Origin of the sequence: Burkholderia orbicola (assembly GCF_900100915.1) — a bacterium.
Lineage (GTDB): Bacteria > Pseudomonadota > Gammaproteobacteria > Burkholderiales > Burkholderiaceae > Burkholderia > Burkholderia orbicola.
In genome coordinates this window covers 1298296-1311052 of record NZ_FNKW01000002.1, presented here as the reverse complement: position 1 = coordinate 1311052, position 12757 = coordinate 1298296, and the positions used below count along the sequence as shown (strand labels likewise).

Annotated in this window: 12 protein-coding genes; 5 read left to right on the top strand and 7 right to left on the bottom strand. The window is 69.4% G+C overall.

Going from position 1 to position 12757, the window contains the following annotated elements:
- Positions 1–3 precede the first annotated feature (3 nt).
- A complete protein-coding gene (locus BLS50_RS22805; protein ID WP_074804250.1) occupies positions 4–2760 on the top strand; it encodes an Hsp70 family protein in 2757 nt (918 codons plus the stop codon).
- Positions 2761–2851: 91 nt separating this feature from the next.
- On the opposite strand, the gene ctlX is transcribed toward BLS50_RS22805, so the two are convergent.
- The 3 genes from ctlX to BLS50_RS36030 form a co-directional block, all read right to left on the bottom strand.
- Complete coding sequence (gene ctlX, locus BLS50_RS22800; protein ID WP_074804248.1) at positions 2852–3862, bottom strand: citrulline utilization hydrolase CtlX; 1011 nt, start codon at positions 3860–3862, stop codon at positions 2852–2854.
- A gap of 59 nt (positions 3863–3921) precedes the next feature.
- Positions 3922–5001, bottom strand: a complete 1080-nt coding sequence (locus BLS50_RS22795; RefSeq protein WP_074804246.1) for an ornithine cyclodeaminase — start codon at positions 4999–5001, stop codon at positions 3922–3924.
- 127 nt (positions 5002–5128) lie between these two features.
- Positions 5129–5296 (bottom strand): hypothetical protein, encoded by a 168-nt coding sequence (locus BLS50_RS36030; protein WP_155123361.1) that lies wholly within the window; start codon positions 5294–5296, stop codon positions 5129–5131.
- Here BLS50_RS36030 and BLS50_RS22790 point away from each other — a divergent pair.
- The gene (locus tag BLS50_RS22790; RefSeq protein ID WP_006479718.1) at positions 5295–5726 is read left to right on the top strand and encodes an Lrp/AsnC family transcriptional regulator; all 432 of its coding nucleotides are present in this window, start codon (positions 5295–5297) and stop codon (positions 5724–5726) included. The genes BLS50_RS36030 and BLS50_RS22790 overlap by 2 nt on opposite strands.
- A gap of 34 nt (positions 5727–5760) precedes the next feature.
- On the opposite strand, the gene BLS50_RS22785 is transcribed toward BLS50_RS22790, so the two are convergent.
- From BLS50_RS22785 to BLS50_RS22770, 4 genes are read right to left on the bottom strand one after another with little or no spacing between them, the layout of a single operon-like run.
- Positions 5761–6354 (bottom strand): peroxidase-related enzyme, encoded by a 594-nt coding sequence (locus tag BLS50_RS22785; RefSeq protein WP_023476118.1) that lies wholly within the window; start codon positions 6352–6354, stop codon positions 5761–5763.
- Entirely contained in the window at positions 6351–6881 is a 531-nt protein-coding gene (locus BLS50_RS22780; protein ID WP_074804244.1) for a CMD domain-containing protein, read from the bottom strand. Before BLS50_RS22780 ends, BLS50_RS22785 begins: the two co-directional genes overlap by 4 nt.
- Positions 6878–8338, bottom strand: coding sequence for an NAD(P)-binding domain-containing protein (locus BLS50_RS22775; protein ID WP_074804242.1), 1461 nt, complete (start codon positions 8336–8338; stop codon positions 6878–6880). Before BLS50_RS22775 ends, BLS50_RS22780 begins: the two co-directional genes overlap by 4 nt.
- On the bottom strand, positions 8335–9348 hold the full coding sequence (locus BLS50_RS22770) for a LysR family transcriptional regulator (protein WP_012338678.1): 1014 nt from the start codon (positions 9346–9348) through the stop codon (positions 8335–8337). Before BLS50_RS22770 ends, BLS50_RS22775 begins: the two co-directional genes overlap by 4 nt.
- 44 nt (positions 9349–9392) lie before the next feature.
- Here BLS50_RS22770 and BLS50_RS22765 point away from each other — a divergent pair, with 44 nt between their 5' ends.
- Genes BLS50_RS22765 through BLS50_RS22755 form a run of 3 tightly spaced genes read left to right on the top strand, consistent with a single transcriptional unit; the run spans position 9393 to position 12747 of the window.
- Positions 9393–9689, top strand: a complete 297-nt coding sequence (locus BLS50_RS22765) for a hypothetical protein (protein ID WP_256334111.1) — start codon at positions 9393–9395, stop codon at positions 9687–9689.
- Between the two features lie 13 nt (positions 9690–9702).
- Complete coding sequence (locus BLS50_RS22760) at positions 9703–10896, top strand: ABC transporter substrate-binding protein (protein ID WP_074804240.1); 1194 nt, start codon at positions 9703–9705, stop codon at positions 10894–10896.
- Between the two features lie 39 nt (positions 10897–10935).
- Positions 10936–12747 carry an ABC transporter permease gene (locus BLS50_RS22755; protein ID WP_074804238.1) on the top strand — a complete coding sequence of 604 codons (1812 nt, stop codon included), beginning with the start codon at positions 10936–10938 and terminating at the stop codon, positions 12745–12747.
- The last annotated feature ends 10 nt before the right edge of the window (positions 12748–12757 follow it).

The following is a 12757-nucleotide window of genomic DNA, read 5'->3' as shown; positions in this document are numbered from 1 at the left end:
GCGATGAAGCGTTATACGGTCGGCATCGACCTCGGCACCAGTAATACGGTCGTCGCGTACGTCGAGGCCGGTTCCGACGCGATCCGCGTGTTCGACGTCGAGCAACTGGTCGGCCCCGGCGCGGTGGCCGCGCAGCCGTTGCTGCCGTCGGTGCGTTATCACCCGGCGGCGGGCGAGTTGCCGCCGGACGCGCTGCGGCTGCCGTGGGCGGCTGATCCGAAGGTAAACACGAAGGCGAACGCGGCCGATGCGCCGGCGGCCGTGATCGGCCGCTACGCGCGCATGCTCGGCGCGCAGGTACCGGGCCGGCTCGTGTCGAGCGCGAAGAGCTGGCTGTCGCACTCCGCGGTCGACCGGCTCGCGGCGATCCTGCCGTGGGGCGCGGCCGATGGCGTCGACAAGGTGTCGCCGGTCGATGCGAGCGCGAGCTATCTCGCGCATGTGCGTGATGCGTGGAACGCGCATTTTCCCGATGCGCCGCTCGCGCAGCAGGACGTGATCCTGACGGTGCCCGCGTCGTTCGACGACGGCGCGCGCGCGTTGACCGTCGAGGCCGCGCGGCGCGCGAAGCTGCCGGCGCTGCGGCTGCTGGAAGAGCCGCAAGCCGCGTTCTACGACTGGCTGCACGGCCAGCGCGACACGTTGCGCGACACGTTCACCGCGGCGCGGCGCGTGCTGATCTGCGACGTCGGCGGCGGCACGACCGACCTCACGCTCGTCGACGTCGCGCCGGGCGACGACGGCGAACCGACCTTCACGCGCGTCGGCGTCGGCAATCACCTGATGCTCGGCGGCGACAACATGGATCTCGCGCTCGCGCGCCTGGTCGAGTCGCGGCTGACCGAGCCCGGTACGCGGCTGTCGGCCGCGAGCCTGTCGCAACTCGTCGAGCGCTGCCGCGCGGCGAAGGAGCGGCTGCTCGGCGACGACGCGCCCGCGTCCGTCACCGTCACGCTGCTCGGCGCGGGCAGCAAGCTCGTCGGCGGCGCGCGTTCGGCCGAGCTGACGCGACAGGAAGTCGAGCAGATCGTCGTCGACGGGTTCTTTCCGCAGGTGGAGGCCGGCGAATTGCCGCGCCGTGCGCGCGCGGCGATCGTCGAATTCGGCTTGCCGTATGCGAGCGACGCGGCCGTCACGCGCCACGTCGCCGCGTTCCTGAAGCGTCATGCGGAAGGCCCGCTGCCGGACACGCTGCTGCTCAACGGCGGCGTGTTCCGCGCGGACGCGCTCGCCGGCCGTCTCGCGCAGACGCTCGGTACGTGGCGCGGCGCACCGCTCGACGTGCTGCACAACGCGCATCCGGACGTGGCCGTCGCGCGCGGCGCGGTGGCCTACGGGCTTGCGCGCGCCGGGCATGCGCCGCGCATCGGCGGCGGCTCTGCGCGCAGCTATTTCCTCGTGCTCGACGATGGCGCCGAGGGTGCTGTCGCGCGCGGCGTCTGCCTGCTGCCGCGCGGCGCGGAAGAGGGCCGCGAGATTCATCTCGACGATCGCACGTTCGCGCTGCAACTCGGGCAGCCGGTGCGATTCCACCTCGTATCGACGGTGGTCGACACGAAGTACCAGCCCGGCGATCTCGTCGATCTCGACGGCGGCGATTTCGTGCGGCTGCCGCCGATCGCGACGGTCGTCGACGCGAAGGCGGGCAGCGACGCGCGCGAAACGCCGGTGAAGCTCACCGCGTCGCTGACCGAGGTCGGCACGCTCGAAATGCATTGCATCGCGACCGACGACGCGGCGCGCCGCTGGCGGCTCGAATTCCAGTTGCGCGGCGATGCGCCCGTGCAAGGCGACGATGCGGCGCCCGCGCGGCATCCGCGGCTCGACCAGGCGCTCGAGCTGATCGAGCGCTCGTTCGGCAGCAAGGCCGCGGGCGTGACGCCGAAGGACACGCGCCGGTTGCGCGCGCAACTTGAACAGGTGCTCGGCGCGCGCGAAGAGTGGGACGTTGCGCTTGCACGCGAACTGTTCGACGCGTTGCTCGCGCGGGCGCGGCGGCGGCGTCGCTCGGCCGATCACGAGCGCGCGTGGCTGAATCTCGCCGGGTATTGCCTGCGTCCGGGTTTCGGTCATCCGCTCGACGCGTGGCGCATCGAGCAGCTGTGGCCGCTGTTCGACGACGGCATTCAGTACGTGACCGATGCACAGGTGTGGTCCGAGTGGTGGACGCTGTGGCGGCGCGTGGCCGGCGGCCTCGACGACGACGCGCAGACGCAGGTGCGCGACGCGATCGCGTTCCTCGAACCGTCCGACGACAAGCGGCGCAAGCTGCCGTTCGATCCGGCCAAGGTCGGGCCGGCCGACATGACGCGGTTGTCCGCGTCACTCGAACGGCTGCCCGTCGAGCGCAAGGTCGAGCTGGCCGAGCGCCTGATCGCGCAATTGCAGAAGCCGGCCGAACGTGCGTTGTGTGCGTGGGCGCTCGGGCGCATCGGTGCGCGGCGGCCGTTCTATGGCAGCGCGCACAGCGTCGTGCCGGCGGAAATCGTCATCGGCTGGCTCGATGCGCTGTTCGCGCTCGACTGGAAGCAGGTCGAGCCGGCTGCGTTCGCGGCTGCACAGATTGCGCGGATGACCGGCGACCGTTCGCGCGATCTGCCGGACGATACGCGCGAAGCCGTCATCAAGCGCCTGTCGGCGGCGAATGCATCGGTGGCGTGGATCGACATGGTTCGTGAAGCGATCGCGTTTGACGAAGCCGATACGGTGCGGGTGTTCGGCGAAACGCTGCCGGCCGGGTTGAAGCTGCTGGGCGGGTGAGCGCAGCTTGGGATGCTTCGATCTCGTTCGCAGATCGAAGCATCCGGTCGACGTCGCAGCAACCATGGCGCGACGTCGACGCCCGTTTCATTCAGGCGTGCGATACCGACACCGCATCGCGCCGCTTTTCCTCTGATTCGATTTCCACGCCGTCATGCGCCGCTGCCGAACGCCGCGCAAGATGAATCCCTGCGAGCATGCAGCGCACCGACCCGCCGGCCAGTTCGATCGTCGGCACGTCGAGCGGCAGCAGTCGCGCGGAGCGTTCGATCGTCACGCGCTGCTCACCGGTGAGACAGTTGAACGCGCGCCTCGACAGCGCGAGCACGCGCCCATTCTTCCCCGACAATTCCAGCGTATTGCCCGCGAAATTCGCGATTTGCGACGGATCGAGCGCAATCACCGCGCGCCCCGTTTCGCTCAGACGTTGCGCGATCTCGCCACGGCGGCGGCTATCGGCGATCAGGTCGAGGCCGACCATCGCGAACTCGGTCGCGACGCTCATCATCACGTTCGTGTGATAGATCGGCCGCCCGTTCGCATCGGCCGTGTCGAAGCAGATCGGCTCGAAATTGAAGTGCGTGCAGAAGCGTTCGAGCGGGACCGGATCGGCACGGCGCGAGCGCGCGGTGTACGCGATTCGCGCGACGTGATCGAGCACCATCGCGCCGGTGCCTTCCAGGAACACGTCGTCGTATTCGAGGCCCGAGTAGTCGATCACGTCCTGTACGCGGTACTCGGCCTTCAGCATTTCAATGACGTTCGCGCGCCGCTCGCGGCGGCGGTTCGGGCTGTGCATCGGATACAGCGCGATATGCCCACCGGGATGCGTCGAGAACCAGTTGTTCGGGAACACGGAGTCGGGCGTGTCGCGCTCGCCGTGGTCGTCGAACACGTGCACGCGCACGCCCGCATCGGCGAGCGTCTGCGCGGCGGCCGTGACTTCGTCGCGCGCGGCGGCCGACACCGCCGACATGTCGTGAGAACCGCCTGCGGCCGTGCGCTGGAATGCGTTGTCGGCAGCGGTCTGCGGGTTCGGCACGAAGCGGTGCGGCCGGATCATCACGACGGCGGACGGCGCCTGGATCGATACGAGATTCATGAGGGGCGGGAGCGAAGGGCAGGAAAACGGGCGGCGTACGGGCCGCCCGCGCATGACGGTCAGCGCGCGAACGCGGCGACGGCTTCGGTCACGAACGCCGTGTGACCGTGCGCGATCGCGGCCGGGTCGTCGATCAGCGCGAACAGGTTCTTCGGATCGACGGCCGGCGGAATCAACGCGATCTCGACGCCCGCGTTGTGCTGCTGCGCGAGCGCGTACAGGTAGCGCAGCGCCGAGTAATCCTCGAGCGCGAAGCCGACCGAGTCGAACACCGTGACTTCGTCCGCGCGTTCGCGGCCGGTCGTCTCACCCTGCAGCACGCGCCACAGTTCGGTCACCGGGAAATCGGCCGGCATCTGCTGGATCTCACCCTCGATGCGCGACTGCGGCTCGAATTCGACGAACACGCGGCCCGCGCGCAGCACGCCCGCTTCGAGTTCGGTCTTGCCCGGGCAATCGCCGCCCACTGCATTCACATGCATGCCGGGCTCGATCATGTCGGCCGTGACGATCGTGGCAAACGCCTTGTCGGCGGTGACGGTCGTCACGATGTCGGCGCCGCGCACCGCGTCGGCGGTCGAAGCGGCGCGCACGATGCGCAAGCCGGGGTACGCGGCGAGGTTCCGCACGAGCTTGTCGGTCGCGAGCGGATCGACGTCGAACACGCGGATTTCGTCGATGCCGAGCAGCGTGTGGAATGCGATCGCCTGGAATTCGCTTTGGGCGCCGTTGCCGATCAGCGCCATCGAGCGCGCATCGGGCCGCGCGAGCACCTGCGCGGCGAGCACCGACGTGGCGGCCGTGCGCAGCGCGGTGGTCAGCGTGAGTTCGGCGAGCAGCAGCGGGTAGCCGGTATCGACTTCGGCGAGCGCGCCGAACGCCATCACAGTGTGCATGCCGCGCGCCGCATTGACGGGGTGGCCGTTCACGTACTTGAACGCGAACAACGACGCGTTCGCCACAGGCATCAGCTCGATCACGCCGTCCCGCGAGTGGCACGCGACGCGCGGCGACTTGTCGAAATCGGCCCAGTGCAGGTAGTCGGCGCGCAGCGTGTCGACCAGTTCGCGCAGGAACGTCGTGACGCCGGTTTGGGCGATCAGGCGGGCGGTGGCGGGAACGTCGAGGAAGCGAGTCATCGGTCTGTCTCCATATTCGGTGCCGGTACGGGGGTCCGGCGTTCTGGTCGACCGGGCGGGGCTTCGGCGCGAATCCGGGCTTCCTGGAAAGGCAGCGGCGCGCCGGGTCGGCCGGTCGATGGAGTCATTATTTCCGCGAGTCGAGCCAACAAAAAGACGGCAAAAGTGGCAGATTTATCGATAGACTTGGCAAATTGCCAGCCCGTTCCGGCAGTTTGATCAATTCAAGCTGGCCGGCATGCGCCGCCTCCGGCACGCTGGCGGCCGGTTCACGCTCAACAGGAAAGCCGTTCATGATCACGCTCGACGACGTCGACCGTCAGCTCATCGCGCTGCTGCGCGACAACGCGCGACTGCCTGTCGTCGCGTTGGCGAAAGAATTGCGCGTGGCGCGCGCAACCGTGCAAAACCGGCTCACGCGGCTCGAGAAGAACGGCGTGATCGTCGGCTATACGGTGCGGCTCAAGCCGGCCGCCGAACGGCACCGGATTCGCGCGCTGATGTCGATCGCGGTGCAGGGCAATCGCGGCGCGGAGGTGGTGAAGGTGCTGCGCGGGCATCCGAACGTCGCGTCGATCCACAGCACGAACGGGCGCTGGGATCTCGTCGCCGAACTGCATGCCGATTCGCTCGAGCACTTCGATCGTGTGCTCGGCGCGATCCGCTTGATCGACGGGATTGCCAATACCGAGACGAGCATCCTGTTGTCGACGCACAAGGCGTGACGCGGGCAGGGCCGCGCCACGTTCCTGCGCGCGGTCAGGCGCCGGCCGCCGATTCCGGAAACACCGGCTCGCCGAGCGTCAGCATCAACCGGTTCGCCCACGCGAAGATCGCGATCGCGTGCGACAGGTCGAGAATCTCCTCATGCGTGAGCCCTTCGGCTTCGAGCGCGGCGATGTCGCTTTCGCCGATCGCGTCGGGCCGTTCGGTCAACGCGATCGCATAGCGGACGATCGCGCGTTCGCGCGCCGTCGTGCCGGCCGTCGCCGGATCGTCGAACACCTGTTCGATTGCATCGGTGCGTTTCGCGAGTTGCGCGAAGCGCTGCGCATGCACCGACGCGCAGTACACGCAGCCGTTCACGCGCGACACAGCCGTGCTCGCCAGTTCACGCTCCGCGCGCGACAGCCCGCCGGGGCCGTACATGATCGCGTTGAACACGCCCGAGCGCTGCCGCAGGATCTCGGGCAGATGGACGAGCAGCAGGTAATAGTCGGACGTTTTCGCTTGCGGATGGCTCGCTTCGAGCACCGCGAGCTGTTCGGGCGTCGCGGCGTCGAGCGAGACCGTGTCGAGCCACGCGCGCCAGCCGAGCGTGTCGGATGTGAAGCCGTGAGTGGCCGTCGTCATGCGGCCTCCTTTGCGGCACGTGCCTGAAGTGCCCGCGCGGCGGCGGCGACACGCAACTGATACGCGACGAACGCGACGAGCTGCGACAGCGCGACGATCGCGGGTGTCGTGAGTCCGGCCGATTTCAGCGCGTCGAGATCGGATGCGCGCGCGTCGACCGGCGCGTGCGTCAGGCGCTTCGCGTGCAACAGGATCGCGCCGAGGCGGCGCGGCAGTGCGTCGAGCGCGTCGGCATCGGCTCGTTCGATGTCGGCAAGCGTGCCGCCTGCGTCGAGCAATCGGGCGCGATAGATGTCGGCCAGCGCGTGTGCATTCGACTGCCGCGCGACATACCGTGCCGCATGCAGCCGCTCGATCAGCGAAAGATCGGGCAGCGCGGGATCGAACAGCGCGGCTTCGCTCAGTTGCGTCGGCAGCAGCACCTTGTCGCGGGCGCGGCGCAGCGCGGCGACGACGTCGCCTTCCCGCAAGCCGGCTGCCGCATCGATCGTATCCGGCACCGCGGCCGGCGTGAGGGAGTCAGTCATCGTTTCGGTGTTCCTTCGTCGTCAAAGTGATCGAGGGCGTCGGCGTCGCGCCATTCGTCGCCTTGCAGTTCGGCATTCGCGTAGGCGACGAGCGCGTCGTAGTGGCGGTCGCGATCGGCATCGAACAGCCGGCTCGCAATGCCGCGTGCCAGCCGCTGCGCGCCGGCGCTGATCGCCGGGATGTCGCCGGACAGCTTGCCGTGGCTCAGGCTCGCCGCATGGTTGAAGCAGTGGATGCGCGTGACGGCCGGGCACGCGCCGCGCTCGCGCTCCTGAAACGCGAACGCGGGGCCGAGATCGGGCGACTCGGCGAGCTCGTCGAGCCACAGCGCCGGTTCCGGCCGATAGCGATCCTTCCAGCGCCGCACGTGCGCGCCGAACGACGCGAATTCGTCGCGCGTCGTCCAGTCCGAATGAAAGCCCGTCGCGAAGATCAGGAAATCGACCGTGTAGCGGCTGCGCGGCGTCGTCACGTCCAGCCCGTCCGCATGGTCGGCGAGCGTCTCGATCGGGCTGCCCGCATGGAAATGCGCATGGTCGTGGCGCGAGACGCGCAGCACGCTGTCGCGCGGCGGCGGCGTCTGCGACGTGAGCGCGTAGTGCATGAAACGCCACTTCGTCGCGTCGTCGAGATCGGCGTAGCCGTGCACGAGGCCCGGGCTGCCGATGCCGGTCAGCTTGTTGATGCGCGGAATGTCCGCGCGACGGAAGAACAGGTCGACGCGCGCGGCGCCGGCTTCGAGCGCGGTGCCCGCGTTGTCGAACGCGGATGCGCCCGCGCCGACCACGCCGACACGCTTGCCGGCGAGCGCGGCGAAATCGATCGGCTCGGACGAATGGGCCCAGCGCGAGCGCGGCGCGCGCTGCGCGACGGGCGGCACGTACGGGCCGCCGAGCCCGTCGCGGCCGGTTGCGAGCACGACGTGCCGCGCGAGCAGCGTCTGCGCTTCGCCGTTGCCGTGCACGTCGAGCGCGAGCAGCCCGTCGTCGCGCGGGCGCAGCGCGACGAGCGTCGTGTCGTTGCGCACCTGCAGGTCGAGCACGCGCCGATACCAACGCAGATACTCCATCCATTGCGGGCGCGGAATCTTGTAGAGCGCGTCCCACGCGTCGCGGCCGTATTGCGCTTCGAACCACGCGCGGAACGTCAGCGCGGGCAGGCCAAGCGCGGGGCCCGCAAGCTGCTTCGGCGAACGCAGCGTCTCCATCCGCGCGAACGTGACCCACGGGCCTTCGTAGCCGGCCGGCGCGCGGTCGATCACGCACTGGTTGTCGATGCCGAGCAGGCGCAGTTCGGCGGACGCCGCGAGCCCGGCCATGCCGCCGCCGACGATCGCCACGTCGAGCACGCGCACGCCGTCCGTTTCGCGCGGCGGCACCCATGACGGCGCGGGCAGGTCGAGCCAGCGCAGGTCCTGCGCGAGCCGGGCTTCGAGTGCGTCGAGCTGGGCCGTCATGCGGCCTCCGGGCGTGCGCGGCGCGCACGGGTCGGGCGAGGCGGGCGCGCCGTGCGGTCGGTGCGCAGCCGGTCGCCGCGCAGCAGCGCATCGTGCGCGGCCGCGTCGTGAAAGATCACGTCGTCGAGCAGCGTGCGTGTCGTGCGATGCAGCGCGTCGAGCAGCGCATCGACGGCCGCCGTGCGCGCCTTGCCGGCCGGCGTCGCGACGCCGAACGCGAACGGAATGTCGACGTCGAGCGCGCGCGCGACGACACCCTCCACCGGCAGCGCGACGCCGGTGGCTGGATCGACGATGCCGATCCCGATGCCCGCGCGCGCGGCCATCACCGCATTCAGCGACGCATTGGTTTCGATGAACACGCGCGCATCGACCCGCGCGGCCGCGAACGCCGCATCGATCCGCTGGCGCAGCCGGTGCCGGTTCGCGACCGTCACGATGCGGCGTCGCGCGAGGTCGCGCAGTGCGATGCGCGGTTTCGCCGCGAGCGGATCGTCGGCCGGCAGCACGGCGACGCAGGGCGTCTGCGCGATCCAGTGCACGTCGAGCCCGGCATGCGCCATCGGCAGTGTGACGACGCCGACATCGGCCGTGCCGGCCAGCACCTCGTGCACGACATGCTCGGCCGATTCACTGCGCAACTGGTAGTGCGGCGCGTGCGCGTCGTCCGGCAACGCGGCGAGCGCGGCCGGCACGAGCGTGGCCGCGAGCGACGGCGTGGCCGCGATTCGCACGGGTTCGGCGGTTTCATCGCCGAGCGCGCGGGCCCGCGCCTCGATCGCGCGCAGGCCGACCAGCGAGCGCTCGACTTCCTCGTACAGCAGGAACGCGCGGCGCGTCGGCGTGACGCGCGGGCCGTGCCGGTCGAACAGCGCGTAGCCGAGATCGGCTTCGAGTTCCTGGATCTGCCGCGTGACGGCCGGCTGCGAGCGGCCGAGCAGTTCGCCCGCGCCGGTCACGCTGCCGGCCGACATGACCGCGGAAAAGGCTTCGAGTTGATGCAGCTCCATGACGCGTTCCGATAATGCGATTTGCGCATTGTAGGAGTGTGAGCATGCGCGATTCATATAATGATTTTTGCTATCGACAGCGGGAAAACTGCGAAGGGCGCGACCGTCGCGGCGGCCGGCCCTGCGCGCATGCGCGCTGGTTGCGCGGGGTGACGAGAACGAAATGCCAATCGAATCAACGCGATGCGATGCATGCCCGCATGTCGGTCGAGGCAGCAGGCATTCACGTCGATCGCGAACGTCATCCGCTTCGCGCCGCATGCGATATCGATATGCACAAAACTTCGTTGGAACGCTATGACCCGGATGGTTACATGCCCTCACTCTTTTCGATTGACTGAAGCTGGGGGACGCATGAACGTTTCGGGGAACGACGCACGCCGCGCATGGCGGCGCGTGCTGGGCACGGTGGCGGCGCTCGCTGCCGCATGGGGCTTGTCGACGGGCGGCGCGCTCGCGGCCGGCGTGTCGGGCGAGCCGGTGGTGATCGGTGTGAGCGGGCCGCTCACGGGCCAGGACGCGCAATACGGCGAGCAGTGGAAGCGCGGTTTCGACCTCGCGCTCGACGAGATTAACGGCAGCGGCGGCATTCACGGCCGGCCGCTCGCGATCGACTTCCAGGACAGCCGCAGCGATCCGCGCCAGGCGGTGGCGATCGCGCAGAAGTTCGTCGCTGATCCGCGCATCGCGATCGAGCTCGGCGATTTCTCGAGCGCGACGTCGATGGCTGCGTCGCCGATCTACCAGCGTGGGCAACTGATCCAGTTCGGCTTCACGAATTCGCATCCGGATTTCACGAAGGGCGGCGACTATCTGTGGAGCACCGCGCTGAGCCAGGCCGAGGAGCAGCCGCTGCTCGCGCGCTATGCGGTGAAGGAACTCGGCTTCAAGCGGATCGCTGTGCTATACCTGAATACCGACTGGGGCCGCACCAGCAAGGACATCTTCGTGAAGGCGGTGACGGGGCTCGGCGCGCAGGTCGTCGCGGCCGAAGGCTACCAGCCGGCGGAGAAGGATTTCCGCTCGACGCTCGTGCGCATCGGTGAGTCGAAGCCCGATTCGATCGTGCTGATCTCCTACTACGCGGACGGCGCGCAGATCGTGCGTCAGGCGCGCACGTCGGGCGTTGCACTGCCGATCGCGGCGGTGGGCTCCGTGTATTCGCCGAAGTTCCTCGAACTGGGCGGCACGGCCGTCGAAGGCGTCTATACGGAATCGAACTTCTTCCCGGCCGAACCGCGCCCCGAGGTGCAGGCGTTCGTGCAGCGCTATCGCGCGAAATTCCACGCCGATCCCGATTCGTTCGTCGCGCGTGCTTACGATGCGCTGATCCTGTCGGCCGAGGTGCTGCGCCGCTACGGCACGACGCGCCAGGCCGCGCACGACGGCTTCGCGAAGATCAGCGACGTGCCGAGCGTGATCTTCGGCAAGGTGCGCTTCGATCCGCAGACGCGCCGCGTCGCCGGCGCGCGCACGGTCTATCTGGTCGTGAAGCAGGGGCAGTGGGCGCTGTGGGACGGCGCGAAGCCGCAGCTCGCGGCGCGCTGAACCCGACATGAACCGCCTGCACCTGACGGACGCATCGTGATGGCTTCCTGGCTCGACTACACGCTCAACGGCCTCATCGTCGGCAACATCTACGCGCTGCTCGCAGTCGGGCTCGCGCTGATCTTCGGCGTGTCGCACCTGATCAACTTCGCGCACGGCTCGGTGTACATGGTCGGCGCGTTCATCGGCTGGCTGTGCCTGACGCGCTTCGGGCTGCCGCTGCCGGTCGCGCTCGCGGCGGTCGTGGTCGGCTGCGGCGCGCTCGGCATCGCGATCGAGCGCATCGGGCTGCGGCCGCTGCGCCATGCCGCGCGCATCGCGCCGCTGCTCGCGACGATCGGCATCAGCTTCATCCTCGACCAGTTCGCGCAGCTCGCGTTCGGTGCGGACCCGCGCGCGGTGCCGACGCCGCTGCCCGACTGGCACGTGCGGATCGCCGGCGCGACGCTCGGCTCGCTCGACCTGCTGATCGCGGGCATCGGCATCGCGGCGGCCGCGCTGCTGTACGGTTTCCTGCGCTTCACGCGGCTCGGCTGGGCCGTGCGCGCGACCGCGCAGGATCGCGACGCGGCGCTGCAGATGGGCGTCGACGTCGATCGCGTGAACCAGACCGTGTTCGCGATCGCGTGTGCGCTCGGCGGCGTGAGCGGGCTGCTGGTCGGCATGTACTACAACAGCATCGATCCGGCGATGGGTTTCCAGGCGACGCTGAAGGGGGTGGTCGCGCTGCTGATCGGCGGCCTCGGCAACGTGCCGGGCGCGATCGCGGGCAGCCTGCTGCTCGGTCTCGTCGAAAGCTACGGCGTCGCGCTGTTCGGCACCAGCTACCGCGATCTGTTCGCGTTCGGGCTGCTGATCGTATTCCTCGTGTGGCGGCCGAACGGCTTGTTCAGCGCGAATCGCGCGCTGCCGCCCGAGCCGATGACGGGCACCTTCCTCGCCGCCGCGAAAGCGGTGCGCGTGCCGCGCCCGGTGCTCGTCGCGCTGATCGCGGCGGCGGCCGTGCTGCCGTGGCTCGGTGCATCGCCGTACGTGCTGCAGACGCTGACCAACGCGTGGCTGTACGGGCTGCTCGCGCTGAGCCTCACGCTCGTCGCGGGCACGGTCGGGCAGATCTCGCTCGGCCACGCCGCGCTGCTCGTGATCGGCGCGTATGCGTCGGCGCTGCTGTCGTCGGATCTCGGCTGGTCGCCGGCGGTGACGATTCCGTGTGCGGGCGTGATCACCGCCGTGCTCGGCACGCTGCTCGTCTATCCGGCGTTCCGGCTGCGCGGGCACTACGTGTCGATCGCGACGCTCGGCATCGGCGAGGTGGTGAGCCTCGTGATCCTGAACTGGGACGGCCTGACGCGCGGGCCGCTCGGCATCACCGGTATCGCGCCGCTGCCGTGGGCGACGACCGCGCGCGCCGCGTACTGGTTCACGCTCGCGGTGCTCGTCGTGTTCGCGCTCGTGCAGGTGAGGCTGCTGCGTTCGCATCTGGGCCGCACGCTGCGCGCGGTGCGCGAGGACGATGTGGCCGCGCGTGCGCACGGCATCGCACCGAACCGCTACAAGGCGATCGCGTTCGCGGTCGGCGGCGTCGCGGCCGGCGTGAGCGGCGGCATCGCCGCGCATCTGTACAGCTACATCAATCACCAGACCTTCGATTCGCAGGTGTCGATCCTCGCGCTGACGATGGTGATCCTCGGCGGGCTCGGCAACGTGCTCGGCGGCATCGTCGGCGCGATCGCGCTGATCGGGCTGCCCGAGCTGTTCCGCTGGGCGGCCGATTACCGGATGCTGATCTACGGCCTCGTGCTGCTGCTGCTCGTCCGGTTCCGGCCGCAGGGCCTGCTCGGCACGGTGTGAGGAGGAATGC